Annotated in this window: 23 protein-coding genes; 18 read left to right on the top strand and 5 right to left on the bottom strand. The window is 64.3% G+C overall.

Features of this window, described 5'->3' with window-relative positions; all coding sequences use genetic code 11:
- Window positions 1–230: 230 nt before the first annotated feature.
- The 6 genes from M2361_RS22500 to ltaE all read left to right on the top strand — a co-directional run bounded on the left by M2361_RS22500 (window position 231) and on the right by ltaE (window position 8,251).
- The gene (locus tag M2361_RS22500) at window positions 231–2,159 is read left to right on the top strand and encodes a propionate--CoA ligase (RefSeq protein WP_259252649.1); all 1,929 of its coding nucleotides are present in this window, start codon (window positions 231–233) and stop codon (window positions 2,157–2,159) included.
- Window positions 2,156–2,563: a heme-binding protein gene (locus M2361_RS22495; RefSeq protein ID WP_006218075.1), complete on the top strand. Its 408-nt coding sequence runs from the start codon at window positions 2,156–2,158 to the stop codon at window positions 2,561–2,563. The genes M2361_RS22500 and M2361_RS22495 overlap by 4 nt, the downstream gene beginning before the upstream one ends.
- Window positions 2,560–3,903, top strand: a complete 1,344-nt coding sequence (locus M2361_RS22490) for an MFS transporter (protein ID WP_404976437.1) — start codon at window positions 2,560–2,562, stop codon at window positions 3,901–3,903. Before M2361_RS22495 ends, M2361_RS22490 begins: the two co-directional genes overlap by 4 nt.
- A 269-nt stretch (window positions 3,904–4,172) precedes the next feature.
- On the top strand, window positions 4,173–6,152 hold the full coding sequence (acs, locus tag M2361_RS22485) for an acetate--CoA ligase (RefSeq protein WP_259251860.1): 1,980 nt from the start codon (window positions 4,173–4,175) through the stop codon (window positions 6,150–6,152).
- Between the two features lie 141 nt (window positions 6,153–6,293).
- Window positions 6,294–7,190: a DMT family transporter gene (locus M2361_RS22480; RefSeq protein ID WP_259251859.1), complete on the top strand. Its 897-nt coding sequence runs from the start codon at window positions 6,294–6,296 to the stop codon at window positions 7,188–7,190.
- 50 nt (window positions 7,191–7,240) lie between these two features.
- A complete protein-coding gene (gene ltaE, locus M2361_RS22475; RefSeq protein WP_259251858.1) occupies window positions 7,241–8,251 on the top strand; it encodes a low-specificity L-threonine aldolase in 1,011 nt (336 codons plus the stop codon).
- 15 nt (window positions 8,252–8,266) lie between these two features.
- Here ltaE and M2361_RS22470 read toward each other — a convergent pair whose 3' ends face one another.
- The 3 genes from M2361_RS22470 to M2361_RS22460 all read right to left on the bottom strand — a co-directional run bounded on the left by M2361_RS22470 (window position 8,267) and on the right by M2361_RS22460 (window position 11,394).
- Window positions 8,267–8,611, bottom strand: coding sequence for an antibiotic biosynthesis monooxygenase (locus M2361_RS22470; protein ID WP_259251857.1), 345 nt, complete (start codon window positions 8,609–8,611; stop codon window positions 8,267–8,269).
- 211 nt (window positions 8,612–8,822) lie between these two features.
- Window positions 8,823–9,671 (bottom strand): NAD-dependent epimerase/dehydratase family protein, encoded by an 849-nt coding sequence (locus M2361_RS22465; RefSeq protein ID WP_259251856.1) that lies wholly within the window; start codon window positions 9,669–9,671, stop codon window positions 8,823–8,825.
- Window positions 9,672–9,747: 76 nt separating this feature from the next.
- Window positions 9,748–11,394, bottom strand: a complete 1,647-nt coding sequence (locus tag M2361_RS22460) for an electron transfer flavoprotein-ubiquinone oxidoreductase (protein WP_259251855.1) — start codon at window positions 11,392–11,394, stop codon at window positions 9,748–9,750.
- A gap of 113 nt (window positions 11,395–11,507) precedes the next feature.
- On the opposite strand from M2361_RS22460, the gene M2361_RS22455 reads away from it, so the two are divergent.
- The 3 genes from M2361_RS22455 to M2361_RS22445 all read left to right on the top strand — a co-directional run bounded on the left by M2361_RS22455 (window position 11,508) and on the right by M2361_RS22445 (window position 13,576).
- On the top strand, window positions 11,508–11,957 hold the full coding sequence (locus M2361_RS22455; protein WP_167401066.1) for a thioesterase family protein: 450 nt from the start codon (window positions 11,508–11,510) through the stop codon (window positions 11,955–11,957).
- Between the two features lie 257 nt (window positions 11,958–12,214).
- On the top strand, window positions 12,215–12,913 hold the full coding sequence (locus M2361_RS22450; RefSeq protein ID WP_050447666.1) for a CoA transferase subunit A: 699 nt from the start codon (window positions 12,215–12,217) through the stop codon (window positions 12,911–12,913).
- Between the two features lie 12 nt (window positions 12,914–12,925).
- On the top strand, window positions 12,926–13,576 hold the full coding sequence (locus M2361_RS22445) for a CoA transferase subunit B (protein ID WP_050447667.1): 651 nt from the start codon (window positions 12,926–12,928) through the stop codon (window positions 13,574–13,576).
- A gap of 54 nt (window positions 13,577–13,630) precedes the next feature.
- On the opposite strand, the gene M2361_RS22440 is transcribed toward M2361_RS22445, so the two are convergent.
- Window positions 13,631–14,083, bottom strand: a complete 453-nt coding sequence (locus tag M2361_RS22440) for a GNAT family N-acetyltransferase (RefSeq protein ID WP_259251854.1) — start codon at window positions 14,081–14,083, stop codon at window positions 13,631–13,633.
- 181 nt (window positions 14,084–14,264) lie between these two features.
- Here M2361_RS22440 and M2361_RS22435 point away from each other — a divergent pair, with 181 nt between their 5' ends.
- The 9 genes from M2361_RS22435 to M2361_RS22395 all read left to right on the top strand — a co-directional run bounded on the left by M2361_RS22435 (window position 14,265) and on the right by M2361_RS22395 (window position 25,505).
- Complete coding sequence (locus tag M2361_RS22435; RefSeq protein ID WP_259251853.1) at window positions 14,265–15,140, top strand: MurR/RpiR family transcriptional regulator; 876 nt, start codon at window positions 14,265–14,267, stop codon at window positions 15,138–15,140.
- The gene (locus tag M2361_RS22430) at window positions 15,137–16,117 is read left to right on the top strand and encodes an isoaspartyl peptidase/L-asparaginase family protein (RefSeq protein ID WP_100857284.1); all 981 of its coding nucleotides are present in this window, start codon (window positions 15,137–15,139) and stop codon (window positions 16,115–16,117) included. The genes M2361_RS22435 and M2361_RS22430 overlap by 4 nt, the downstream gene beginning before the upstream one ends.
- Window positions 16,118–16,156: 39 nt before the next feature.
- On the top strand, window positions 16,157–18,043 hold the full coding sequence (locus M2361_RS22425; RefSeq protein ID WP_259251852.1) for a dipeptide ABC transporter ATP-binding protein: 1,887 nt from the start codon (window positions 16,157–16,159) through the stop codon (window positions 18,041–18,043).
- A 66-nt stretch (window positions 18,044–18,109) separates the two neighbouring features.
- Window positions 18,110–19,663, top strand: a complete 1,554-nt coding sequence (gene gsiB / locus M2361_RS22420) for a glutathione ABC transporter substrate-binding protein GsiB (protein WP_259251851.1) — start codon at window positions 18,110–18,112, stop codon at window positions 19,661–19,663.
- An 89-nt stretch (window positions 19,664–19,752) separates the two neighbouring features.
- Window positions 19,753–20,673: a glutathione ABC transporter permease GsiC gene (gene gsiC, locus M2361_RS22415; RefSeq protein WP_100857281.1), complete on the top strand. Its 921-nt coding sequence runs from the start codon at window positions 19,753–19,755 to the stop codon at window positions 20,671–20,673.
- A gap of 7 nt (window positions 20,674–20,680) precedes the next feature.
- A complete protein-coding gene (gsiD, locus tag M2361_RS22410) occupies window positions 20,681–21,580 on the top strand; it encodes a glutathione ABC transporter permease GsiD (protein WP_050447674.1) in 900 nt (299 codons plus the stop codon).
- 153 nt (window positions 21,581–21,733) lie between these two features.
- Window positions 21,734–22,828, top strand: a complete 1,095-nt coding sequence (locus M2361_RS22405; RefSeq protein WP_259251849.1) for a P1 family peptidase — start codon at window positions 21,734–21,736, stop codon at window positions 22,826–22,828.
- Between the two features lie 20 nt (window positions 22,829–22,848).
- Complete coding sequence (locus M2361_RS22400; RefSeq protein ID WP_259251848.1) at window positions 22,849–23,694, top strand: M55 family metallopeptidase; 846 nt, start codon at window positions 22,849–22,851, stop codon at window positions 23,692–23,694.
- Window positions 23,695–23,708: 14 nt separating this feature from the next.
- Window positions 23,709–25,505, top strand: a complete 1,797-nt coding sequence (locus M2361_RS22395; RefSeq protein WP_259251847.1) for an aminopeptidase P family protein — start codon at window positions 23,709–23,711, stop codon at window positions 25,503–25,505.
- 195 nt (window positions 25,506–25,700) lie between these two features.
- Here M2361_RS22395 and M2361_RS22390 read toward each other — a convergent pair whose 3' ends face one another.
- A complete protein-coding gene (locus tag M2361_RS22390; RefSeq protein ID WP_259251846.1) occupies window positions 25,701–26,690 on the bottom strand; it encodes a hypothetical protein in 990 nt (329 codons plus the stop codon).
- Between the last annotated feature and the right edge of the window lie 59 nt (window positions 26,691–26,749).

Genomic DNA, 26,749 nt, shown 5'->3' with positions numbered 1-26,749 from the left:
GCTTTTTCACAGCAAAAACCACGGAATTAGCCGTGGATTGGGCCGAAATGTCAGCAGAATCAACAATTATCTACAACTTCGCGGGCATTCTACCAAACTTTTATTACTAATCAGTGCCAGATCAGTAACGGTTCCGTGCCGCGTGGACGTTTGGAAGAATATTTTTGACTTGTGGCAAGCCTCGTGCAAGGTTTGCCTACCAAAATGACCGAAAGATTCGCAAGAAATCAATCCGCCTTAAGGCGTACGAACAATACCAGGAGACACAAATGCAAAAAACTCGGGATTTCCATTACAGATCATTGCATGACCGGGATGGCTTCTGGCGCGAGGAGGCGGGACGCATCCACTGGGATACGCCTTTTCAGTCTGTCCTGGATTTCTCTCGGCCGCCATTCGCCAAGTGGTTCGTGGGCGGAACGACCAATCTTTGCTACAACGCGGTCGACCGATGGTTGCCGACTCAGGCTGACCACCCCGCGCTGATCTGGGTGTCCACCGAGGTGGAGCAAGAGCGAACGTACACCCGGCAAGACGTGTACGAAGAGGTCAACGCGGCCGCCGCCATGCTCAAGGAGCTGGGCGTGGGGCGGGGCGATCGCGTGTTGCTGTACATGCCGATGGTGCCCGAAGCCGTGTTCACCATGCTGGCCTGCGCTCGGATCGGCGCGGTGCATTCGGTGGTGTTCGGCGGGTTTGCTTCCGTCAACCTGGCCCAGCGCATCGACGACGCCGCGCCCAAGGTCGTGGTGTGCACCGATGGCGGGTCGCGCGGCGGCAAGGTGGTGCCGTACAAGCCCTTGTTGGACAAGGCCTTGGGCCTGGCGAAGTCGCCGCCCGCGTCGGTAGTGGTGTTTGACCGGGGCCTGGCGCCCTTCGAACCCGTGGCCGGACGCGACCTGGATTACGCGACCTTGCGCGCGCGCCACCGTGGCGCCCGGGTGCCGGTGCAATGGTTGGAATCGTCCGAGCCCAGCTACATCCTTTACACGTCCGGCACCACCGGCAAGCCCAAGGGCGTGCAGCGCGACACGGGCGGCTATGCGGTAGCGCTGGCGTCGTCCATGGAATACCTGTTCAACGGCCGCGCGGGCGATACGTTTTTCTGCACCAGCGACATCGGCTGGGTGGTCGGCCATTCCTATATTGTCTACGGCCCCTTGATCGGCGGGCAGGCCACGGTGCTGTATGAAGGCACGCCGGTGCGCCCCGATGGCGCCATCCTGTGGAAACTGGTGGAGCAGTTCGGCGTGAACACCTTGTTTTCCGCGCCCACCGCGGTGCGGGTGCTCAAGCGGCAGGACCCCGCGCTGCTCAAGCGCCATGACCTGTCCAGCCTGCGCGCGGCGTATCTGGCGGGCGAGCCGCTGGACGAGCCGACCGCCACCTGGATTTCGCAAGGGCTGGGCAAACCCATCATCGACAACTACTGGCAGACCGAGTCCGGCTGGCCGATCCTGTCCGCGCAGCCTGGTGTTGAAAACGTGCCGACCCGCTTCGGCAGCCCATCATTTCCTGTCTACGGCTTTGATGCGCGCATCGTCAGCGAGGCCACGGGCGAAGACCTGGGGCCGGACGAAAAAGGCGTGGTGGCAATCGTGCCGCCGCTGCCGCCCGGCGCCATGTCCACGATCTGGGGCGACGACGCGCGTTTCGTGCAGACGTATTTCACGTCGATTCCCGGGCGGCAGGTGTATTCCACGTTTGATTGGGGGCGGGTGGACGCGGACGGTTACTGGTTCATCCTGGGCCGTACCGACGACGTGATCAACGTGGCAGGTCACCGTCTTGGTACGCGAGAAATCGAGGAATCCGTCAACAGCCACAGCGGAATTGCCGAATGCGCGGTGGTGGGCGTGGCGGATGCGTTGAAGGGCCAGGTCGCGATGGCGTTCGCCGTGTTGAAGAATCCCGCCGGGGCCGAGACGCCCGACGGGGCAAAGCAGCTGGAAGGCGATATCATGCGGCTGGTGGAAGATCAGCTGGGAGCGGTGGCAAGACCCGCCAGGATCCGGTTCGTGGGCGCATTGCCCAAGACCCGTTCGGGCAAGGTGTTGCGCCGTGCGATCGTCGCAGTATGCGAAGGCCGCGATCCCGGAGACCTGACGACCATTGAAGACCCATCCGCCCTGGAACAGATCAAGGAGTCGTTGCAATGAATACCAAACCCGTGCTGAGCGCCGAAGACGTCAAGAAGATCCTCGCCGCGGCCGAAGCACACGCCGTGCAGAACAAGTGGGCCGTGACCATCTCGGTGGTCGATGATGGTGGCCACCTGCTTGGCATGCTGCGTCTGGATGACGCGGCCCCCATCTCGGCGCACATTGCGCCCGCCAAGGCCAAGACCGCCGCGCTGGGCCGCCGCGAATCGCGCATCTACGAAGAGATGATCAACAACGGCCGCGTGTCGTTCCTGTCGGCTCCGCTGATCGAAGGCATGCTGGAAGGCGGCGTGCCGGTCACCGTCAACGGCCATGTGGTGGGCGCCGTCGGCGTGTCGGGCGTGAAGTCGACCGAAGACGTGCTGATCGCGCAAGCAGGCATTGCCGCGCTGGGCCTGTGAGCCAGACGCAATTGCCGGAACCGCCCACGGGCGGTTCCACGCCTGAAGTCGGGGCAGGGGGCGCCAGCGCCTTGAACCCCGGCGTGGCTAAACGCGAAGTCTGGGCCTGGGCCATGTACGACTTCGCGAATTCCGGCTACACCACCGTCATCCTCACGGCGGTGTTCAGCACCTATTTTGTTGGCGTGGTCGGCGGGCGAGCCCCATGGGCCACGCTGGCCTGGACGGCGGCGCTGTCGCTGTCCTACCTGCTCATCATGTTGACGATGCCCACGCTGGGCGCGCGCGCCGACGCCAGCGGCAGCAAGCGTCGTCTGCTGTATTCCAGCACCATCGGCTGCGTGGCCGCCACGCTGGTCCTGACGCAAGCCGGCCCCGGCGACGTATGGCTGGCGCTGGCCGCCATCGTGGTGTCCAACTATTGCTACTGCGTGGGAGAGTCCGTGGTGGCGGCGTTCCTGCCCGAACTTGCCCGCCCGGCCGCGCTGGGCCGCGTATCGGGCTGGGGCTGGAGCTTCGGTTATTGCGGCGGCATGCTGACGCTGGGCTTGTCGCTGGTGGTGGTGACATCGGCCGAAGCCCGTGGCATGACAGCGGAACATTTCGTGCCCTGGGTCATCGTGGTGACGTGCTCGGTATTCGCGTTGGCGGCGCTGCCGTCATTCTTTTTGCTGAAAGAGCGTGCGCGGCCGCAGGCGGTCAAGCCGCAAGCGCTGCACATGCTGAAGCGCCTGGCCTATGCCTGGCGCGAAACCGGCCAGCACTTTCCCGAGTTCCGTCGCCTGCTGATGTGCATTGCCTGCTATCAGGCGGGGATCTCGGTCGTCATCACGCTGGCCGCCGTTTACGCATCCGAAGTCATGGGGTTCACCACGCCGCAGATCATGCTGCTGGTGTTCACCGTGAATATCGGCGCTGCCGTAGGGGCGTTCTCGTTCGGTTATGTGCAAGACCGCATCGGCCACAAGCCGGCGCTGGCCATCACCTTGTGCGGCTGGATCGTGATGGTGCTGGTGGCATATTCGGCTGTGACGGCGCCGGTGTTCTGGGTCGCCGCCACGTTGGCGGGGCTATGCATGGGCACGACCCAAAGCGCCGGCCGCGCCATGACCGGCGCGCTGGCGCCTGCCGGCCGCCTGGCCGAGTTCTATTCGCTGTGGACCTTTGCCGTGCAGTTGGCCGCGGTGATTGGGCCGTTGACCTACGGCATCGTCACCTGGGCTACGGATGGCAACCATCGCCTGGCCATCCTGGTGACCGGTGTGTTCTTCGTGGGCGGCCTCATCCTGTTGTCGCGCGTCGATATGAAACGCGGCCTGGCGCGGCGTCCCGCCGTCTGAATCAACGCCTGCGGCAGCCTGCCGTGGTGTTGATCAGGCTGCTATCCTTATGCACTGCCTTCAAGGCATCACGTGTGTTGCGTGATGCCTTGCGTTGATTGCTCGGGCTCCGGCCCGGTTTTTGCGTAAGGTGCCCGTAAGAGCGTGGCGATACGGTGGTGGGTGGATAAGAAATGTCCCTGCGCCGCACGCCCTCACGAAGCTTGCGGTTCGGCGGCCAAGGCAAAACAGCGGCATCAACAACAAAATCACCGTTTGGAGACAAGATCATGTCGAATGCAATTGAGTCCGTCTTGGTAGAAACCCGCGTCTTTCCGCCGCCCGAGCGCGCGGCCCAGGGCGCGGCGATTCCCAGCATGGACGCCTACAACGCGCTGTGTGCCCAAGTGGAAAACGACTTCGACGGCTTCTGGGCCGGCCAGGCCCGCGACAATCTGCAATGGACCAAGCCCTTCACGCAAGTGCTGGATGAATCCGACGCGCCGTTCTACCGCTGGTTCGGCGATGGTGAACTGAACGTGTCGGCCAACTGCCTGGACGTGCACCTGACCAACGGCAACGCCGACAAGACCGCCATCATCTTTGAAGGCGACGACGGCACGGTGAACAAGGTCAGCTACCGCGAACTGCTGGCGCGCGTGTGCCGCTTCGCCAATGGCCTGAAGGACCTGGGCTACAAGAAGGGCGACCGCGCCATCATCTACATGCCCATGTCGATCGAAGCCGTGGTGGCCATGCAGGCTTGCGCGCGCCTGGGCGTGACGCACTCGGTGGTGTTCGGCGGCTTTTCGGCCAAGAGCCTGCAAGAGCGCATCGTGGACGTGGGCGCATCGCTGGTCATCACCGCCGACGAACAAGTGCGCGGCGGCAAGACCATTCCGCTCAAGCCCGCCGTGGAAGACGCCATCGCCATGGGCGGCTGCGAAGCCGTCGGCAAAGTGATCGTGTACCGCCGCACCGGCGGCAAGGTGCAGTGGAACGAAGGCCGCGACCTCTGGATGCACGAGGTCGAAGCCGGCCAGCCCGACACCTGCGAACCCGTGCCGGTCAACGCCGAACACCCGCTCTTCATTCTTTACACGTCCGGTTCCACCGGCAAGCCCAAGGGCGTGCAGCACTCGTCGGCGGGCTACCTGCTGTGGGCGCTGCTGACCGTGAAGTGGACCTTCGACGCCCGCAAGGACGACGTCTACTGGTGCACGGCCGATGTGGGCTGGGTCACTGGCCACACCTACATCACCTACGGCCCGCTGGCCGCCGGATTGACGCAGGTGGTGTTCGAGGGCGTGCCCACGTACCCCAATGCCGGCCGCTTCTGGGACATGATCGCGCGCCACAAGGTCACCACGTTCTACACGGCGCCCACGGCCATCCGTTCGCTGATCAAGGCGTCGGAAACGACGCCGGACGCGCACCCGAAAAATTACGATCTGGACAGCCTGCGCATCATCGGCACGGTGGGCGAGCCCATCAACCCCGAAGCCTGGATGTGGTATCACAAGCATGTCGGCCGCGAACGCTGCCCCATCGTCGACACCTGGTGGCAGACCGAAACCGGCGGCCACATGATTACCCCCTTGCCGGGCGCCACGCCGACCAAGCCGGGCTCGTGCACGCTGCCGCTGCCGGGTATCGCCGCCGCCATCGTTGATGAAACCGGCGGCGACGTCGAAAAAGGCAATGGCGGGTTCCTGGTCATCAAGCGCCCGTGGCCCGCGATGATCCGCAACATCTGGGGCGACCCGGAGCGCTTCAAGAAAAGCTACTTCCCGTCGGAGCTGCGCGGCTATTACCTGGCCGGCGACGGCGCGCAGCGCGATGCGGACGGCTACTTCTGGATCATGGGCCGCATCGACGACGTGCTGAACGTGTCGGGCCACCGCCTGGGCACGATGGAAGTCGAGTCGGCCTTGGTGGCGCACGAACTGGTGGCGGAAGCCGCCGTGGTCGGCCGTCCGGACGACACCACCGGCGAAGCCGTGGTGGCTTTCGTGGTGCTCAAGCAGGCGCGTCCCGAAGGCGAAGCCGCACAAGCCATCGCCAAGCAGTTGCGCGACTGGGTCGCCAAGGAAATCGGCCCCATCGCGAAGCCCAAGGACATCCGCTTTGGCGACAACCTGCCGAAGACCCGTTCGGGCAAGATCATGCGCCGTCTGCTGCGCGTGGTAGCCAAGGGCGAGGAAGTCACGCAGGACGTGTCCACGCTTGAAAATCCCGCCATTCTTGAGCAATTGGCCAAGCCGCTGTAAGTGCGATCGGCCATAAACGGCCGATCGACCACCTGGCGACAGGAGCATAATGTCAGACGCCCGCACCGGTAATCGCCGGTCCGGGCGTCTTTTCATTTTGTGCCCTTGCATTTCTCACCCACACAAGACGGAGCCAACCACGTGAGCCGCAGCAGTTTCGATCGCGCAGGACTTGCCCTGATGTTCAGCACCATCGTGGTCTGGGCGGGTAGCTGGATCGCGATGAAACTGATCGTGCCTTATATCGGCCCCTTCGACTTCGTGGCGCTGCGCTATGTGGTGGGCAGCCTGGTGCTGTTCGCGCTGGCCATCGCGACCCGTCGGCCGCTGGGCATGCCCCCGTGGAAACTGACTCTGTTGATCGGCCTGACCCAGACGGCGGGATTCCAGGGCTTCGTGCAGACGGCGCTGGTGTCGGGCGGCGTGGGCAAGGTCTCGCTGATGGCCTACACCATGCCGTTCTGGGTGGTGCTGTTTGCGTGGTGGCTGCTGGGCGAGCGCCCGTCGGCCAAGCATGGCGTGGGCATCGGCCTGGCGGCAATCGGCCTGGTCTGTTTCGTGGAACCTTGGAACGGCCTGGGCGATATGCGCCCCGTGTTGCTGGGCCTGGGCAGCGGCCTGTGCTGGGGCGTGGGCACGGTGCTGTCCAAGCGCATGTTTGAACGCCACGCGCCCGACGTCATGACGTTTACCGCGTGGCAGATGCTGTTCGGCGGCCTGGTCATGGTGCCGGTGGCGTACCTGGTGCCGCAGATGACGGCGCAATGGGACTGGCCGCTATGGACGGGCATGACCTACATCATCTTGATTGCCACGGCGGCGGGCTGGCTGCTGTGGTTGCAGGTGGTGCGCCGCGTGCCCGCATCGATTGCCGGCCTGTCCAGCCTGGGTGTGCCGGTGGTGGCCATGCTGCTGGCCTGGGCGATTCTGTCCGAGCGCCCCTCGCTGGTCGAACTGGGCGGCATGGCGCTGATCCTGGCTGGCATTTTTGTGGTGAGCCGGGCCGCGCCCGCCGCCCCGGCCTCCCGCAGCACCTGACTCCGCATTTACCTTCCCGATCCTCCTACTCCCCCATCAAGGATTCCCCAATGATCGATCTGCGTAGCGACACCGTCACACGGCCCACGCCCGCCATGTTGCAGGCCATGGTTTCCGCCCCCTTGGGTGACGACGTGATGGGCGACGACCCCACCGTGATTCAGCTTCAAGCGGCCGTGGCCGAGCGCGCCGGCAAGGCGGCGGGGCTGTTCTTTCCGTCGGGCACGCAAAGCAACCTGGCCGCGTTGATGGCCCATTGCGATCGCGGCGATGAATACCTGGTGGGGCAACTGGCGCACACCTACAAGTACGAAGGCGGTGGCGCGGCCGTGCTGGGCAGCATCCAGCCCCAGCCCATCGAACACGCCGAAGACGGCTCGCTGCCGCTGGAGAAGCTGGCGGCGGCGGTCAAGCCCCAGGGTGATCCCCACTTTGCCCGCACCCGTTTGCTGGCCTTGGAAAACACCTTTCACGGCAAGCTGATTCCGGCCGGCTACATCCAGGCCGCCACGGATTGGGCGCGCAAGGAAGGCTTGGCGACCCACCTGGATGGCGCGCGCGTGTTCAACGCGGCGGTGGCCAGTGGCAAGCCGCTGGTCGACATGTGCCAGCCCTTCGATTCGGTATCCATCTGCTTTTCAAAGGGCTTGGGCGCGCCGGTGGGATCGGTGCTGGTAGGCAGCAAGGAACTGATCGCCCGCGCGTACCGCTGGCGCAAGGTGCTGGGCGGCGGATTGCGTCAGTCCGGCGTGCTGGCCGCTGCCTGCCTGTATGCGCTGGAACATCACGTGGCGCGCCTGGCCGACGATCATGAAAACGCCCGAGCGCTGGCCGAAGGCCTGCGGGCGATTCCGGGCGTGAAGGTACTTAGCCAGGATACGAACATGTTGTTCGTGGAGTTCGAGCCGGCGCGATGCGAGTCGTTGACCGAAGCGCTGGGCAAGGAAGGCATCCAGATGCGCGCCGTGTACGGCGGCCCCACGCGCCTGGTTACGCACCTGGACGTGTCGGCCGACGACGTCCAGCGCGTGGTTCAGGCGGTGGCGCGCCACCTGGCCTGAACGGCGCAGGCGGCGTCAGCCATGCCGCGTGCGGCTGTCGGTGGGCGCTTCGTCGCGCTCGTCCATGCCGTAGTCGCGCAGCACCTGCGCCACGCGCAGGCGATAGTTCTGGAACACGCCGCCGCGTCCCGCTTCTTGGGCGCGGCGGTGCGACTCCAGTGAACGCCAGCGCTTGACGGCGTCTTCATCGCGCCAGAAGGACAGCGACAGCAACTTGCCCGGCGTGCTCAGGCTTTGAAAGCGTTCGACGGATATGAAGCCGTCGATGGTCTTGAGTTCGTCGATCAGGCTGGCGGCAATGTCGAGATAGCGGGCGGGGTCGCCGTTGGCGGGTTCAACTTCGAATATCACGGCGATCATGGCGGTGGCTCCTTGGCGGTTTCACGTTGCGCGGCGCGTGTGGAATGCGGCGGCCGGCAGGGTCTGCCGCCAGTATCGGCGGTGGTGGCCGACGATGATTCGATGTGAGGCGAACTATGCCTGCATTGCGCAGTACACCGCGCGGCGCGTCACGCGACACATCACGCCGAGAGGGTCACACGACACATCACGCCGAGCGTCTCGCTGCGCATCAGCTTGCAGCCAACCCTGCGTCTGCCAGCAGCGCCGCGTAGCCCTGGCGCGAATCCGGCCATTGCAACGTAAATCCGCTGGCGCGCAGGCGTGCGTTGCTGAGTTTTTTGCTGCCGACATTCGCAGGCGCGGGCGCCTCGCGCGGCGCGGGGGCGCCGATCATCGCGGCCAGCTCGGTGTACAGCACGTGCAGCGGCAACGGCGTGTCGTCGCAGCCGATGTAGACCGGAGCCACGTCCGGCAACAGCGCCAGATGGAACACCGCCCCGGCGGCGTCGTCGATGTGGATGCGATTGGCCCAGTGCTCGGGCTCGCGCGGCGCGCCCGCCGCGCCGCTACGCAAGCGTTCAATCAATTGCAGCCGGCCCGGCCCGTACAGCCCGGCGAAACGAATCGACGTGGATGAAAATCCACGCGCCGCCAGCGCCGCTTCGGCCTCAAGCAGCACCTGGCCATTGAAGCCCTGCGGCGCGGGCGGCGTGTCTTCGTCAACCCAGCCGCCATGATGTTCGCCATACACCGCGCTGGACGACACGAACACCACGCGCTTGAGTTGCGAGGTGTCCAGCGCATCCAGCACATGCCGCAGCCCGTCAACGAATACGCCCTGGTAGACGGCGGCATCGCGCGCGCCGGGGGCGGGCACGTGGATCAGCCGCGTAACGCCTTCGGGCAGCGCGGGCAGGGTGTCCGCGCGTGTGATGTCGCCTTGCAGCCATTGGATGCCGCTGTCGTCGGCGGGCGGGTGGCGGCGCAGCGCGGTCACCTGGTCGCCACGCGCCAGGAAGCGCCGGGCCACGCGTTGGCCGAGGTCGCCACAGCCGATGAGAAGTACCCGTTCAGTCATGATGCCGCCTTGGTTCGTGAAAAAGGCGCCTCGGAAGGCGCCTTGAGGCAGGGTATCCAACAACCCTGGCCGGGGTTTACATGCCGCTGTAGACGGGCCCTTCGCCGCCTTGCGGGGCCACCCAGACGATGTTCTGGGTAGGGTCTTTAATGTCGCAGGTCTTGCAGTGCACGCAGTTTTGCGCGTTGATCTGCAAGCGGTCTTCGCCGTGATCGTCCTTGATGAACTCGTACACGCCGGCCGGGCAGTAACGCGATTCCGGGCCGCCGTACTTGGCCAGGTTCACCTGCACCGGCACCGACGGGTCCTTCAAGGTCAGGTGGACGGGCTCGTTCTCTTCGTGGTTGGTGTTTGAAATGAACACCGAGCTGAGCTTGTCGAAGGTGAGCTTGCCATCGGGCTTCGGGTAGTCGATGCGCGCGCATTCCGACGCCGGTTGCAGACAGGCGTGGTCGGGCTTGTTGTGGCGCAGGGTCCAGGGCATCTTGCCCTTCAGCAGCAGTTGCTCCACGCCCGTCATCAACGTGGCGATGGTGCGGCCCTTCTTGAACCACTGCTTGAAGTTGCGCGCCTTGTTCAATTCCGCGTGCAGCCACGAACTTTCGAAAGCCTTCGGATACGCGGCCAGTTCGTCCTGGCGGCGGTCGGCCAGCAGGGCGTCAAACGCGGCTTCGGCGGCCATCTTGCCCGACTTGATGGCGGCATGGCTGCCCTTGATGCGGGACGCATTCAGGAAGCCGGCCTCGCAGCCGACCAGCACGCCGCCCGGGAACGTCAGCTTGGGCAAGGACATCAAACCGCCCGCCGTGATGGCGCGCGCGCCGTAGGCAATGCGCTTGCCGCCTTCGAACGTGCCGCGGATGGCGGGGTGCGTCTTGTAGCGTTGGAATTCGTCGAACGGCGACAGCCAGGGGTTGGCGTAATCCAGGCCGACGATCATGCCCACGGCCACCAGGTTGTTGTCCAGGTGGTACAGGAACGAACCGCCGTAGGTGTCGGAATCCAGCGGCCAGCCGGCCGTGTGGATGACGAGACCGGGCTTGGATTGCGCCGGGTCGACTTCCCACATTTCCTTGATGCCGATGCCGTAGGACTGCGGGTTGCGGCCGTCGTCCAGCTTGAAGCGTTCGATCAGTTGACGGCCCAGTTGGCCGCGCGAGCCTTCGCCGAACACGGTGTAACGGGCATGCAGTTCCATGCCGGGCTGGTAGTGGTCGGTGTGGGAACCGTCGCGGGCCACGCCCATGTCGCCGGTGGCCACGCCGCGCACGGCGCCGTTTTCGTCGTACAGCACTTCAACCGCGGCAAAGCCGGGGAAGATGTCCACGCCCAGCGCCTCGGCCTGCTCGCCCATCCATTTGACGACGTCGCCCAGGCGAACGATGTAGTTGCCCTCGTTGTGGAAACAGGGCGGCAGCATCCAATTTGGCGTGGTGCGCGCGCCGGTCTGGGACAGGAACATGAACTTGTCCTGCGTGACCGGCACGGTAAGCGGTGCGCCTTTTTCTTTCCAATCGGGGATAAGTTCGGTCAGCGCCAGCGGGTCCATGACGGCGCCGGACAGGATGTGTGCACCCAGTTCCGCGCCTTTCTCCAGGACGCATACGCCGATTTCCTGATTCTTTTCAGCGGCCAGCTGCTTTAGACGGATTGCGGTGGCCAAGCCGGCGGGTCCACCGCCAACCACGACCACGTCATATTCCATCGACTCGCGTTCAGACATTTGCAAAGCTCCCCGTATGTATTCCATATTTGGCTGGAAGTATTATCGGCGATTGTATTGCAGGCGGAGGCCGTGTACGCCTTCGTATTTCTTTTAGCCTTCAGGAGTAATTGGTGAACCCGGACAATCTGTCTGCGCGGATTCTGGCGGTGGGCGATACCCATCAGGTGGAATTGCCTTTGCGTTGGGGCGACTCAGACGCCTTGAATCATCTGAACAACACGCTGTATTTCCGCCTCATGGAAGAGGCTCGCATGCAGATCCTGTATGACGCGGGCTTCGAGCTGCCCGCTGACAACGGCGCCATCCTGGCCCACGCCTCGTGCGATTTCCTGCGCCCGTTGACGTACCCGGCCACGGTCCGGGTCATCCACAAGGTCACGCGCATCGGCCGTTCCAGCGCCGAATTTGAGCTCTTGCTGGAGAAGGTCGGCGACGACGCCGGCCCCTATGCGCGCGGACGCAACGTGCTAGTCTGGATGGACTACGTGGCCAATACGTCCGCACCGTGGCCGCCCGAAGTGCTGGCGCAGATGGCCACGCAATTTCAGGCGGCCGCTTGAGATTAGGGGCGCGGAATCGCCCGTCATGCCGTTAAAATCAAGCGCAAAATCACAATAGAAATAAAGGGGCGCGCCACCCTCGGCGCCGCGACCCAGAGACATCGGGCAGTGTAGCGATGCCGTCTGGGGCCGACGCCGGCAGCCGCGCTCCAAGGAAAAACAGGGCTCACCCCGATTTTCTTGTTCCCCCATGGGACACACCGCGCAAGCGGCGGGGCGGGCTCTCTTCGGTTAGACCTTAACTAGGAGTTGGAGCGATGGACAAGGTTTTTGCAAGCGCCCAGGAGGCGCTGGCAGGCATCGTCAAGGACGGTCAGATGATCGCCGTGGGCGGTTTCGGCCTTTGCGGTATTCCCGAAGCCCTGATCGCCGCGCTGCGCGATTCAGGCGTGAAGGACCTGACCTGCGTCAGCAACAATGCGGGCGTTGACGGCTTTGGCTTGGGCCAACTGCTGAACACGCGCCAGGTGCGCAAGATGATCGCGTCCTACGTGGGCGAAAACAAGGAATTCGAACGCCAGTACCTGTCGGGCGAACTCGAGCTTGAGTTCACCCCGCAGGGCACGCTGGCCGAGAAGCTGCGTGCCGGCGGCGCGGGCATTCCCGCCTTTTTCACCCGCACCGGCGTGGGCACCATCGTGGCCGACGGCAAGGAAATCCGCGAGTTCGACGGCCAGCAATACGTGATGGAACGTTCGCTGACGCCGGACGTGTCGCTGGTCAAGGCGCACATCGCCGACCGCAGCGGCAACCTAGTGTTCCGCAAGACGGCCCGCAACTTCAACCCGAACGTCGCCATGGCCGGCAAGTTCACGGTGGTTGAAGTCGAAGAAATCGTTGACACCGGCAGCCTGGATCCCGATCAGATCCACCTGCCCGGCATCTATGTGCAACGGATCGTGCTGAACACGACGCCGGAAAAGCGCATCGAACAACGCACCACTCGCCCGGCCTAAGGAGAAGACGACATGGCATGGTCCCGCGATGAAATGGCGGCGCGCGCCGCGCGCGAGCTGCAAGACGGTTTTTATGTGAACCTGGGTATCGGCCTGCCGACCCTGGTGGCCAACCACGTGCCCAAGGGTGTTGAGGTGTGGCTGCAATCCGAGAACGGCCTGCTGGGCATCGGCCCGTTTCCCACCGACGCCGAAGTCGACGCTGACCTGATCAACGCCGGCAAGCAGACGGTGACAACGCTGCCGGGCTCGTCGATCTTCTCGTCCGCCGATTCGTTTGCAATGATCCGCGGCGGCAAAATCAACCTGGCCATCCTGGGCGCGATGCAGGTGTCCGAAAAGGGCGACCTGGCCAACTGGATGATCCCCGGCAAAATGGTCAAGGGCATGGGCGGCGCAATGGACCTGGTGGCCGGCGTTGGCCGCGTCGTGGTCCTGATGGAACACGTGGCCAAGAAGAAGGACGGCACCGAAGACATCAAGCTGCTGCCCGAATGCAACCTGCCGCTGACCGGCGTGGGGGTGGTCGACCTGATCATCACCGACCTGGGTGTGATGGAAGTCACCGAAAATGGCCTGAAACTGCTGGAAACGGCACCGGGCGTGACAGTGGACGAAATCCAGTCCAAAACCCTGGCCAAGCTAGACGTCTCGGCCCTGTAACGACAACGCCCCGCAAGGGGCGTTTTTTTTCATGCGTGCGTGTGCGCTCCTGGCCTACCCCAGCCGCATCCCCACGTGCGGAATCCCGTCCTCGATATATTCCTCGGTCACTTCCACAAACCCGTGCCCGCCGTAGTAAGCCCGCAGCCGGGCCTGCGCCCCCAGATACATCGCACGCCCCGGCCAGCGCCGGCGCACCTCCGCCATTGCATGGCGGATCAACTCATGTCCCAGCCCCTGGCCGCGCGTCCAGGGCGCGCTGATGACCCGGCCGATCTCGATATCGCCGTTCTTGTTCAGCGACGGATCCAGAATGCGGCAATACGCGGCCAACTGATCTCCCTGCCAAGCCATCAAGTGCGAGGTCTGCCCGACCAGATCCTTCCCGTCGAGGTCCTGAAAGACGCAATTCTGCTCAACGACAAACACTTCCGTGCGTAGCTGGAGAATCGCGTAGATCTCGGCAACGGTCAGTTCCTGGTGGGGCTTGCAGATCCAATCGGGCATTGCGGCATTCCAAGGGAAGAAAAAGAGGCGCCGATAGCGTACCTCAAACCGGCCCCGTTTCTTTTCGTCCACCGTTACATAAATTCACGGGTATACCCTGAGTATGAAAAGGAATTTTCTTATTTAAAATTTGTGTGTAAACAGATTTACACAAACACCCGCTAAGACGCACCCCAAAAAGATGAACAAGGCCGTACTGTCGATCGCTGATCGGATCGCCCGGGCTCAGCCCGCGCTGAGCCGGACTCAGCACAAGATGGCCGAGTACGTGCTGGCACATCAGTTCCGCGTGGCCACCATGACCATCGACGAATTCGCCGTGGCGGTCGGGGTGTCGGTGGCAACGGCGAACCGCTTTGCGCGCGCCCTGGACTTGCCGGGCTACCCGCAGTTTCGCGCCGAGCTGGCGCGCGGCTTCGAAGCCGCGCTGGAACCCGTGGAAAAGCTGCGCACCGAATTGGCGCATTCCGCCAGCGCCGTGCAGATCTTTGCCGCCACGCTTGAAGAAGACATCCGCAACGCCCAGCGCAATTTGCAGGCGCTGGACTCGGGCGCCTGTGAACAGGCGGTGCAATCCATCCTGGCGGCCGACCGCGTCTTCATCATCGGCTTCGGCGCCAGCGGTTTCCTGGCCGGCCTGCTGCAGCGCGGCCTGTGCATGCACCTGCGTTCCGTTGAATCGCTGGCCGGGCCGGGCGGCGTGTCGCACGCGGCGCGGCAGATGTCGCGCATGACCGCCAAGGACCTGGTCATTGCCATTGGTTTCCCCCGCTATCTGGCCGACACCGTGACGCTGGCCGCCGCCGCCAAGCAGGCCGGCGTGCCGGTGCTGGTGCTGACCGACAAGCCCACCTCGCCCCTGGCGCCCACGGCCTCTGTCGTGCTGTATGCGTACTCGGCGCGCCAGTTGATCCCCAATTCCGAAACCGCCGCGCTGGGCTTGATCGAAGCCCTGTCCGCCGCGGTGGCCTATCGGGCCGAGAATTCCGTTGCGGCAGCCGCTGGGGTGACCCAGTCCGTGATGCCGTGGCTTATCCATGGAGTAGGTAAACGATGATTCAACCCGTGATTGCCATTCACGGTGGCGCCGGCGCGATGTCCCGCGCGGCCATGTCGCCCGAGAAAGAACAGGAATACCTGGCCGCCCTGGAGTCCATCCTGACGGCCGGCCAGGCCGTGCTGGCCCGTGGCGGCAGCGCCCTGGACGCCGTGACCGAAGCCGTGCGCCTGCTGGAAGACTGCCCCTTGTTCAACGCCGGCCACGGCGCCGTGTTCACCAGCGCGGCCACGCACGAATTGGACGCGTCCATCATGGACGGCGCCACGCTGCGTTCGGGCGCCATCGCCAACGTGAACTGCGTGCGCAACCCGGTGTTCCTGGCGCGCCGTGTCATGGAAAACAGCAAGCACGTGTTCTTCGTGGGCGAGGGCGCCGAAGCCTTCGCCAAGGCGGAAGGCCTGGAAATCGTTGACCCGTCGTACTTCTCGACCGAGGCTCGCCGCGAACAATTGCTGCGTGTGCAGCGCGAAACGCCGGACGCCGCCGTGCTGGACCACGATGGTCAAGCCATGGTTGCGCGCGGCCAGCCCGCGCCGGCCGACCCGCTGGACGCCGACAAGAAGTTCGGCACGGTGGGCGCGGTGGCCGTGGATGCAGAGGGCAATCTGGCCGCTGCCACGTCAACCGGCGGCATCACCAACAAGCAGGTCGGCCGCGTCGGCGATGCGCCCATGATCGGTGCGGGCACTTACGCCAGCAACAAGACTTGCGCCGTATCCACCACGGGTACCGGCGAGATGTTCATCCGCATGGTTGCCGCTTATGACGTCGCGGCCCAGATGGAGTATTGCGGGGCGTCGCTGCAAGAAGCCGCGGACCGCGTCGTAATGGAAAAACTGCCCACCATCGGCGGCAAGGGCGGCCTGGTGGCCGTTGACGCCCAGGGCAATGTGGCCTTGCCGTTCAACACGGAAGGCATGTATCGGGGTTACGCCCGCGTTGGCGAAAAGCCGGTCACTGCTATCTACCGATAAGCGTGGCGGGTTCTGTTTTGATTTTGGGGATTAATAAAGATGGTTGATCGCGCAAACAGCCTGGCGCTGCCGGAAAACCGCGTGGTCCAGGTCGACGACCTGACGGTGCGCTTCGTGGGTTCGGAGCGCACGGTCGAAGCCGTGCGCAACTTGTCGTTCCATGTGGACCGGGGTGAAACCCTGGCCATCGTGGGCGAATCGGGTTCGGGCAAGTCGGTAACGTCCCTGGCTCTCATGCGTCTGGTGGAACATGGCGGTGGCCGCATCGCCCAGGGCCGCATGGCGCTGCGTCGGCGTAACGGCTCGGTGGTCGATCTGGCCGGATCCAGCCAGCGCGTCATGCGCAATGTGCGCGGCGCCGACATGGCCATGATCTTCCAGGAGCCGATGACGTCCTTGAACCCGGTGTTCACCGCCGGTGACCAGATTGCCGAATCGATCCGCCAGCACCAGGGCAAGGACGCCGCCGCCGCGCGCGCCGAAGCGCTGCGCATGCTGGAGCAGGTGCGCATCCCGGAAGCCAAGTCGGTGCTTGACCGCTACCCGCATCAACTGTCGGGCGGCATGCGCCAGCGCGTGATGATCGCCATGGCGCTGGCCTGCAAGCCCGCGCTGCTGATTGCCGACGAACCCACCACCGCGCTGGACGTCACTATTCAGGCGCAGATCCTGCAACTGATCCGTCAGTTGCAGGAAGAAATGCACATGGGCGTGGTGTTCATCACCCACGACATGGGCGTGGTGGCCGAAGTGGCCGACCGTGTGCTGGTGATGTATCGCGGCGACAAGGTCGAGGAAGGCCCGTCGGAACAGGTGTTCGCCGAGCCGCGCCACAGCTACACCAAGGCGCTGCTGTCCGCCGTGCCGAAGCTGGGCGCGATGGAAGGCACCGACTTGCCCGCGCGTTTCCCCTTGCTGCAAGTGGAAGGCCAGGTCCAGCCCGTGGCGGAACCCGGCATCACCAGCACGCAGGAAGTGCCGGCCGCAAAGCGCGAGCCGATTCTTTCCGTGCGCAACCTGGTGACCCGCTTCGACTTGCGCGGCGGTATCCTGAGCCGCGTGCAACGCCGCGTGCATGCGGTGGAGAAGGTCAGCTTCGATCTGTACCCCGGCGAAACGCTGTCGCTGGTGGGGGAATCGGGCTGCGGTAAATCCACTACCGGCCGCTCGCTGCTGCGCCTGGTGGAAAGCCAGGGCGGCGAGATCAAGTTCGGCGGCCGCGACATCGTCAGCCTGAAGAACAACGAATTGCAATCCCTGCGCCGCGACATCCAGTTCGTGTTCCAGGACCCGTTTGCCTCGCTGGACCCGCGTGTGACCGTCGGCTTTTCCATCATGGAACCGCTGCTGGTGCACGGCGTGGCCAAGGGCAAGGAAGCCGAGCGCCGCGTGGCTGAGCTGCTTGAGCGAGTGGGCATGCCGCCTGAAATGGCGCAGCGCTACCCGCACGAATTCTCGGGCGGCCAGCGTCAGCGCATCTGCATCGCGCGCGCGCTGGCCCTGAATCCCAAGGTGGTGATCGCGGACGAATCCGTGTCGGCGCTGGACGTCTCCATCCAGGCGCAGATCGTGAACCTGCTGATCGATCTGCAGCGCGACATGGGCATTTCGTTCCTGTTCATTTCGCACGACATGGCCGTGGTCGAACGCGTCAGCCACCGCGTGGCGGTGATGTACCTGGGCCAGATCGTTGAAATCGGCCCGCGCCGCGCCATTTTCGAGAACCCGCAGCACCCGTACACCAAGAAGCTGATGTCGGCCGTGCCGATCGCCGATCCGGCGCGCCGTCACCTGAAGCGCACCTTGTTGTCCGATGAAATTCCCAGCCCGATCCGCAAGCTCGGCGACGAGCCCGTGGTGCAGCCGCTGGTGCAGGTTGGAACCGATCACTTCGTTGCCCGCCATGCGGTCGGCGGCGCGTATTGATTCCGTTGTCGTACTCGTTTTTCTTCCACCAAACCCCCTAATTCCAATTTGGAACCAGGAGTTGCAATGATGAAAGTTTTGCGCCCCACCAAGCTGATGGCCGCCGCCGCGGTGGCCTTCGGCGTGCTCACTTCGCCGTTGGCGCATGCGTCCAAGGACGTGACGTTTGCCGTCTCCATCGCACTGGAAACGCTTGATCCGTACAACACCAACAGCACCCTGAACCAGGCGGCCGGCAAGGCCTACTACGAAGGCCTGTTCGAATTCGACAAAGACCTGAAGATCCAGAAGGTGCTGGCCACCGACTACAGCGTCAGCGAAGACGGCCTGGTCTACACGTTCAAGCTGCGTCCCGGCGTGAAGTTCCACGACGGCACCGACTTCAACGCCGAAGCGGTCAAGATCAACTTCGATCGTCCGGCCAACCCGGACAACCGCCTGTCGCGCTACATCCAGTTCAGCGTCATCGACAAGACCGAAGTGGTTGACCCGATGACCATCAAGATCACGTTGAAGAAGCCGTTCTCGGCCTTCATCAACGCGCTGGCCCACCCGGCCGCCATGATGATCTCGCCGGCTGCCCTGGCCAAGTACGGCAAGGAAATCGGTTTCCACCCGGTGGGCACCGGCCCGTTCGAATTCGTCGAATGGAAGCCGGCTGAATACCTGAAGGTCAAGAAGTTCGACGGCTACTGGAAGAAGGGCTACCCCAAGGTCGACACGCTGACCTTCCGTACCGTGACCGACAACAACACCCGCGCCGCCGTGGTGCAGACGGGCGAAGCGCAGTTCGCTTTCCCGGTGCCGTTCGAACAAGCCGCCGTGCTGAAGAAGAACGACAAGCTGGATGTGGTCGATCACCAGAACTCGATCATGGCCCGCTACCTGTCGATGAACACGCAGCAAAAGCCGTTCGACAACGTCAAGGTGCGCGAAGCCATCAACTACGCCATCAACAAGGAAGCCCTGGCCAAGGTCGCTTTCTCGGGCTATGCCACCGTCGTCGACGGCGTGGTGCCCAAGGGCGTGGACTTTGCCCACAAGACCGGCCCGTGGCCGTATGACCTGAAGAAGGCCAAGGCCCTGCTGGCCGAAGCCGGCTACCCCAATGGCTTCGAAAGCACGCTGTGGTCCGCCTATAACGACGGCACCTCGGTGAAGGTGGTTCAGTTCCTGCAACAGCAACTGGCGCAAGTCGGCATCAAGGTGCAGGTTGAAGTGCTGGAATCGGGTCAGCGCGTGCAGCGTGTGCAGCAAGTGCAAAAGCCGGAAGACGCCAAGGTTCGCATGTACTACGCCGGCTGGTCGTCCTCGACCGGTGAAGCCGACTGGGGCCTGCGTCCGTTGCTGACCACCGCCGCTTTCCCGCCGGTGCTGAACAACGTGTCGTACTACTCGAACAAGACGGTTGACGCCGGCGTTCAAGAAGCCCTGGCCACGACCGATCGCGCGAAGAAGACGGAAATCTACAAGAACGTTCAGGAAACCATCTGGAAGGACGCCCCGTGGGCCTTCCTGGTGACCCAGAACAACCTGTATGTGAAGTCGAAGAACCTGTCGGGCGTGTACGTGGAACCGGACACCTCGTTCTGGTTCGGCGACATCGACCTGAAGCAGTAAACCTAGCAGTCACTCTCGGGGCCTTCGGGCCCTTGTAAGGCCACATTCGGCGGGGGCGCGGTGTCCCCGCCGATGTTGCAGGAATTTCAATGCTGACCTACATCGTCAAACGTCTTCTGGGCATGATCCCCACGCTGCTGCTGGTAGCCGTGGTCGTGTTCCTGTTTGTGCACATGCTTCCGGGCGACCCGGCGCGACTGGCCGCGGGCCAGGAGGCCGACCAGCAAACCGTTGAGCTGGTGCGCAAGGAACTTGGGCTGGATCTGCCTCTGCCGCAGCAGTTCGTGCGCTACTTCAGCAACATGCTGCAAGGCGACCTGGGTACCTCGCTGCGTACCAAGCGCCCCGTCTCGACCGAAATTTCCGACCGCTTCATGCCCACGCTGTGGCTGACGCTCGCCAGCATGGCGTGGTCAGTGACCTTCGGCATGATCATCGGCATTGTCTCGGCGGTCTGGCGCAATCGCTGGCCCGACCGTCTTGGCATGACACTGGCGGTGTCAGGCATTTCTTTCCCCGCGTTCGCGCTGGGCATGATGCTGATGCAGGTGTTTTCCGTGAATCTGGGTTGGCTGCCGACCGTGGGCGCCTCGACCTGGCAACACTACATCTTGCCGTCCATCACGCTGGGCGCGGCGGTAGCCGCCGTCATGGCGCGCTTTACCCGGGCGTCGTTCGTGGAAGTCATCCAGGAAGACTTCGTGCGCACCGCCCGTGCCAAGGGGCTGACCGAGCGCCGCGTCATCATCAAGCATGCGCTGCGCAACGCGCTGATTCCGGTCGTCACCATGATGGGCCTGCAATTCGGCTTCTTGCTGGGCGGCTCGATCGTGGTGGAAACCGTCTTCAACTGGCCCGGCCTTGGCCGCCTGCTGGTTGACGCCGTGACCCAACGCGACTATCCGGTGATTCAGGGCCTGGTGCTGCTGTTCTCGCTGGAATTCATTTTGATCAACCTGATTGTCGACGTGCTCTATGGCGTCATCAATCCCAGCATCCGTTACAAGTGAGGCGGCCATGAGCAATACGACACCCGCCACGACCATTGCCGCCGTTCCGAAGAACGACGTGCGCACGCCCGCCACCGAGTTCTGGCGCAAATTCAAGAAGCAGAAGCTGGGCGTGGGCGCCGGCATCTTCGTGCTGTTGTTGGTCGTGGTTGCGGCCTTCGCGCCGTGGATCGTGCCCTTCGACGCCGAGAACTTCTTCGACTACGACGCGCTGAACGCCGGCCCGTCGCTGACCCACTGGCTGGGCGTGGATTCGCTGGGCCGCGACATCTTCAGCCGCATCGTCATGGGCGCGCGGATCTCGCTGGCAGCGGGCTTCCTGTCGGTGGCCATGGGTGCCATCGTGGGCACCTTCATGGGCTTGATGGCCGGCTACTACGAAGGCTGGTGGGAACGCATCACAATGCGTATCTCGGACGTGCTGCTGGCATTCCCGGGCATGCTGCTGGCCATCGGCGTGGTGGCCGTGCTGGGTTCCAGCATGATCAACGTGATCGTGGCCGTGGCCGTGTTCAGCGTGCCGGCGTTTGCCCGCCTGGTGCGCGGCAACACGCTGTCGATCAAGCAGATGACCTATGTCGAAGCGGTCAAGAGCGTGGGCGCATCCGACTGGACGATCATCATGCGCCACATCCTGCCCGGCACGATCTCGCCGATCGTGGTGTACGGCACGATGCGTATCGGCACGTCGATCATCACCGCCGCCAGCTTGTCGTTCCTGGGCATGGGCGCATCGCCTCCCACGCCGGAGTGGGGCGCCATGCTGAACGAAGCGCGCGCCGACATGGTCATTGCCCCGCACGTGGCCATCTTCCCCGCGCTGGCGATCTTCCTGACGGTGCTGGCCTTCAACCTGCTGGGCGACGGCTTGCGCGACGCGCTCGATCCGAAGATCGATCGCAAGTGATAAGCACAAGTAAATAGGAAAAGGCCCCGCCGCCGGGCAGCCCCCTCGGGGGGCAGCTAGCCCCGAAGCGGCGCGGCGTGGGGGCTCTACATCTCGCCGTCGCTCCTGAACGAAGGGCGGCGGCGTTTTGCATTAAGGACCTTGGCGAACACCATGGACAAACAAGCGCTGGACCTTCCCCGCATCGGCGTGCTGCCGTCGGGACCGTTGGATTCGATTTGCGACGTCGGTGACGTCACCGTCGGGCACTGCACGTTGGCAGACGGTGCGCAACAGACCGGCGTCACCGTCGTGCGCCCGCATGGCGGCGACTCCTACCTGGATAAGGTGCCCGCCGCCGCGACGGTGCTGAACGGCTTCGGCAAAAGTACCGGCCTGATCCAGGTGCAAGAGCTGGGTGTGCTGGAAACGCCCATCGCGCTGACCAACACCTTTGGCGTGGGCACCGTCGCCAATGCGCAGATCCGACAAGCCATCGCGGCCAACCCCGAGATCGGGCGCGGCATGGCCACCGTGAACCCGCTGGTCTTCGAGTGCAATGACGGTTACTTGAACGACATCCAGGCGCTGGCCGTGCAGGAAGCGCATTACGCCGACGCCTATGCCAGCGCCGCCAAATCGTTTGCGCAAGGGGCAGTAGGCGCGGGGCGCGGCATGTCGTGCTTTTCGTTCAAGGGCGGCATCGGTTCAGCATCCCGCGTGGCGTCCATCCAGCCCGGCTTGCGTTACACCGTCGGCGCGCTGGTGCTGGCCAACTTCGGCCGCCTGCCCAATCTGACCGTGGCGGGCCGCCCGTTCGGCCGTCGGCTGGCGGATCAGTTGGACCGTGGGCTGGCGCAGCAAGGCGAGAATGCCGCGATCGTGCCGGAGAAGGGTTCGATCATCCTGTTGCTGGCCACCGACGCGCCGCTGGATGCGCGTCAACTACGCCGTTTGTCGCTGCGCACGGGCGCGGGCCTGGCGCGCACGGGCTCGGTGTTCGGCCATGGCAGCGGCGACATCGCGCTGGCTTTTTCCACCGCCTACACCGTGCCGCAACTAGCCGAGCAGCCCATGCCGGCCGTGGCGATGCTGCATGAAACCCGTATCGACCCGCTGTTCGAAGCGGCGGCCGAGGCCTGCGAGCAAGCCATCATTGCCGCGCTGTGGCATGCCGATGCCGTTACCGGGCGCGACGGCCATCACCGCGCGGCCATCCGTGAGGCCGTGCCGCAATGGCGTCAATGGCTGTCCGACACCGCATTCTGAATTCCTTGAAGGCTGATTCCATGAAGATCCTGATTTCCACCGATATCGAAGGCGTCGCCGGCGTCTTCCACCCCGAACAGGTCCGCGCCGGCAATGGCGAGTACGAGCGCGCCCGCGCCTGGATGACCGCCGAGGCCAACGCCGCCGTGCAAGGTGCTTTCGCGGGCGGCGCCGACGAGATCCTGGTCAATGACTCGCATGGCGGCTTTCGCAACCTGCTGCCCGACGGTCTGGACGAACGTGCCCGCCTGGTGCTGGGCAAGCCGCGCTACCTGGGCATGATGGGCGGGCTGGAAGAGGGCTGCGACGCCGTCTTCATGATCGGCTACCACTCGCGCTCGCAAGGCCGAGGCATCCTGGCGCACACCATCAACAGCTTCGCGTTCGCGCGTGTGTTCATCAACGGCATGGAGCTGGGTGAAGCGGGCCTGTATGGCGCGCTGGCCGGCGAAATGGGCGTGCCGGTGATTTTGGCGACGGGCGACGACGTGTTCATCTCGGAAACGCGCGACACCTTCCCCGGCGCCGAATGGGTGCAGACCAAAGTGGCCCATGGCCAGGGCAGTGGGGTGACCCTGTCGCCGACGGCATCGCGCCGCGCCATTGCCGCCGCCGCCGAAACCGCCGTGCGCAAGCTGAAGCAAGGCGCCCCCGCTTCCGGCGAGGTGAAATCCGTTCCTTTCCGTATTGCCGCCCCTATAGAATGCCGGTTGCAGACGCAGAGCGCGGCATTGGCCGACCTGTTCTGCATGTGGCCCACGCTGGAACGCGTGGACGGCGTCACCTTGCGATTCACCGTGGATAGCATGCAGTCGGCCGTCCGCACGCTGAACAGTCTGGCCGCCATGTCTTTCATGTTGCGCTAAGGATTCCATCCCCCATGTCTAGCACCGACGCCCGTATCGCCCAATTGCGGCAGGCCATGAGCCGCCGCGGCCTGTCCGCCTATATCGTTCCGTCTTCGGACCCGCACCTGTCCGAGTACCTGCCGGCGCGCTGGCAGGGGCGGCGCTGGCTGTCGGGCTTCACGGGGTCGGTCGGCACGCTGGTCGTCACGGCTGACTTCGCGGGCTTGTGGGTGGACAGCCGCTATTGGGTGCAGGCCGAGGCGCAACTGGCCGGCACCGGCGTGCAACTGATGAAGATCGCGCTGGCGTCCACGCCGGGCCATGTCGACTGGCTGGCCGCCAATACCCGCGCGGGCGACGTCATCGGCGTCGATGGTCAGGTGCTGGGCCTGGGGGCGTTCCGCGCCTTGTCGGCCGCTGCCGCCACGTCCGGCGCCACGCTGGAAATCCGCGCGGACCTGCTGGACGACATCTGGACCGACCGCGCCGGCCTGCCCGACGCGAAGATCTATGAACACGTCGCGCCCGAGGCCTGCGTGGCCCGCGCCGACAAGCTGGCGCAAGTGCGAGACGCCATGCGCGCGCACGGTGCCGACGTGCATTTCATTTGCACGGTGGACGACATTGCGTGGCTGCTGAACCTGCGCGGCGCGGACGTGGATTACAACCCGGTGTTCGTTGGCCATGCGCTGATCGGCCTGGACCACGCCACGCTGTTCGTGGCGGACGGCAAGATCGACGACGCACTGCGCGCCACGCTGGCCGCCGATGGCGTCGAAGTGGCCGCGTATGCGCAGGCCGCGGACGCCCTGGCTTCGCTGGAACTGGACCAAAAGCTGCTGATTGATCCGGCGCGCGTGACCTGCGGTGTGTTTCACGCCATGGACCCGGCGGTGCCGCGCATTGAAGCGATCAACCCGTCCACCTTGCTGAAGTCGCGCAAGACCGATGCCGAATTGGCCCATGTGCGGCAGGCAATGGCGCAGGACGGCGCGGCGCTCTGTGAATTCTTCTCGTGGTTCGAAGGCGCGCAGGGCAAGGAAACGATTACCGAACTGACGATAGATGAGCAGATCACCGCCGCCCGCGCACGCCGCCCGGCCTACGTCTGCCCCAGCTTCGCCACCATCGCCGGTTTCAATGCCAATGGCGCCATGCCGCATTACCGCGCCACGCCGGAATCGCACGCCACTATCGAAGGCGATGGCCTGCTGCTGATCGATTCGGGCGGCCAGTACCTGGGCGGCACCACGGACATCACGCGCGTGGTTGCGGTGGGCACGCCCAGCGCCGACCAGAAAGTGGATTTCACGCTGGTGCTCAAGGGCATGATCGCGCTGTCGCGCGCGTCCTTCCCGCGCGGCACGCCGTCGCCCATGCTGGATGCGATTGCGCGTGCCCCCATCTGGGAAGGCGGTGCGGAATACGGCCATGGCACCGGCCACGGCGTGGGCTACTTCCTGAACGTGCACGAAGGCCCGCAGGTGATTTCCTACCGCGCCATGCCGGGCCCGCACACCGCGATGGAGCCGGGCATGATCACGTCGAACGAACCAGGCATCTACCGCCCGGGCCGCTGGGGCGTGCGCATCGAAAACCTGGTCGCCAACCGCAGTTGGCTGACGTCCGAGCTGGGCGAATTCCTGTGCTTTGAAACCTTGACGTTGTGCCCGATCGACACGCGCTGCATCGAAGTATCGCTGCTGCGCACCGACGAAATCGCATGGCTGAACGACTATCACAAGACGGTCTTCGACCGCCTGTCACCTTTGGTGGAAGGCGAAGCCCTGGCCTGGCTGGAACGCAGCACGGCGCTGTTAAACGCATAGCCACGACCCACGTAGGATGGGTGAAGCGCGGCAGGAACGCCAGAAACAAACAGGCGTGAACCGCGCGCAACCCATCAAGCAACGGGTCGCGCGTCAACGGCCCATTGCAAGAACGTCGCACCGCCCGATGGGTTGCGCGCGGCATGCGGCAATTCACTGGTCCCCAGCCGCGCGCGCTTCACCCATCCTACGAGCCTACGTGGCGTGGGCGCGGCGGTACAGCGCCAGCTTGCCGAGGATGCATCCCAATGCCAGCAGCGCGGCATAGATCGCCAGGGCCGCCACGGCGGCGCCAATGGATTCAGCCGCGCGTATCAGTTGGCTCCAGCTCATCGACTTGATGGCCAGGTAGGCGATGCCGATGCCTGCCGCCTGCGCCAGCCAGAACACAATCGTGCCGTGGACCACAGCCCGCCCCGGCCCCACTGCGCCCAGCTGGCGCGGCAGGATGTTCAGGCAAACCAGCGTGCACAGCACCAGCAGCAGCGCGGGCAGGATCAGGTATCCCAACACAAAAGACGGCCAGTCGGCATTCAGAAACATCATTTGCAGGTAGCCGCCCAAGGCGATCGATACGGTCAATTGCCAGGCCAGCACAGTAAAGCCGGTGTTCCAGGCCGCGTGACGCCGATCGTAGGCGGGCGCGCCCGCAGGCCCCATGCGTTGCACTGTCCAGGCGGCGATGCGCACCGCCAGGAACATGCCAAGGATTTCCAACACGATGGCCACGATGCGGAAGAGCACGCCCATGGCCAGGAACTGCCCGGTCAGGTCGATGCCGAACCGCTCGGTCAGCATGTCGCGTTGCGCCATGATGAACTGCATGCCGACGTTGTGCAGGTAGGCGGTGGCGGCCGAGACCATCAAGGTGTAGATCAACTGCAACGCGATGAAGGTGCCGAACAGCTTGCGCGGTTCGTCCACCGCGGTGGTGTCGTGGCGGCGCAGCCAGCCGTGCATCGTGCCCCACACCGTCAGCCCGACCATGACGGCGGACGCCACGATGTTGGTCAGCAGGGGCATCAGATACTGCGGCTGGCTATACATTTCGCGCATCTGCTCGGACTGGGGCAGGCCCAGCATCGTGGTGCCTTGCAGCAGCGCGGCGTAGACCAGGCGCACGATGACGGCGACAAGCGCCAGGCGCCAGGCAAGCGAGGTGGGGGATCGGGCGGAAGGGATCATCGGCGAGGGGCGAGTGTTGAGAAAAAACAGCAGCTGAAAATTAGGGATCGAACATATCA

This window comes from Achromobacter sp. JUb104 (assembly GCF_024806975.1).
GTDB lineage: Bacteria > Pseudomonadota > Gammaproteobacteria > Burkholderiales > Burkholderiaceae_B > Achromobacter > Achromobacter spanius.
Note: the sequence above shows the minus strand (reverse complement) of the source record. Positions and strands in the feature narration are given on the sequence as shown.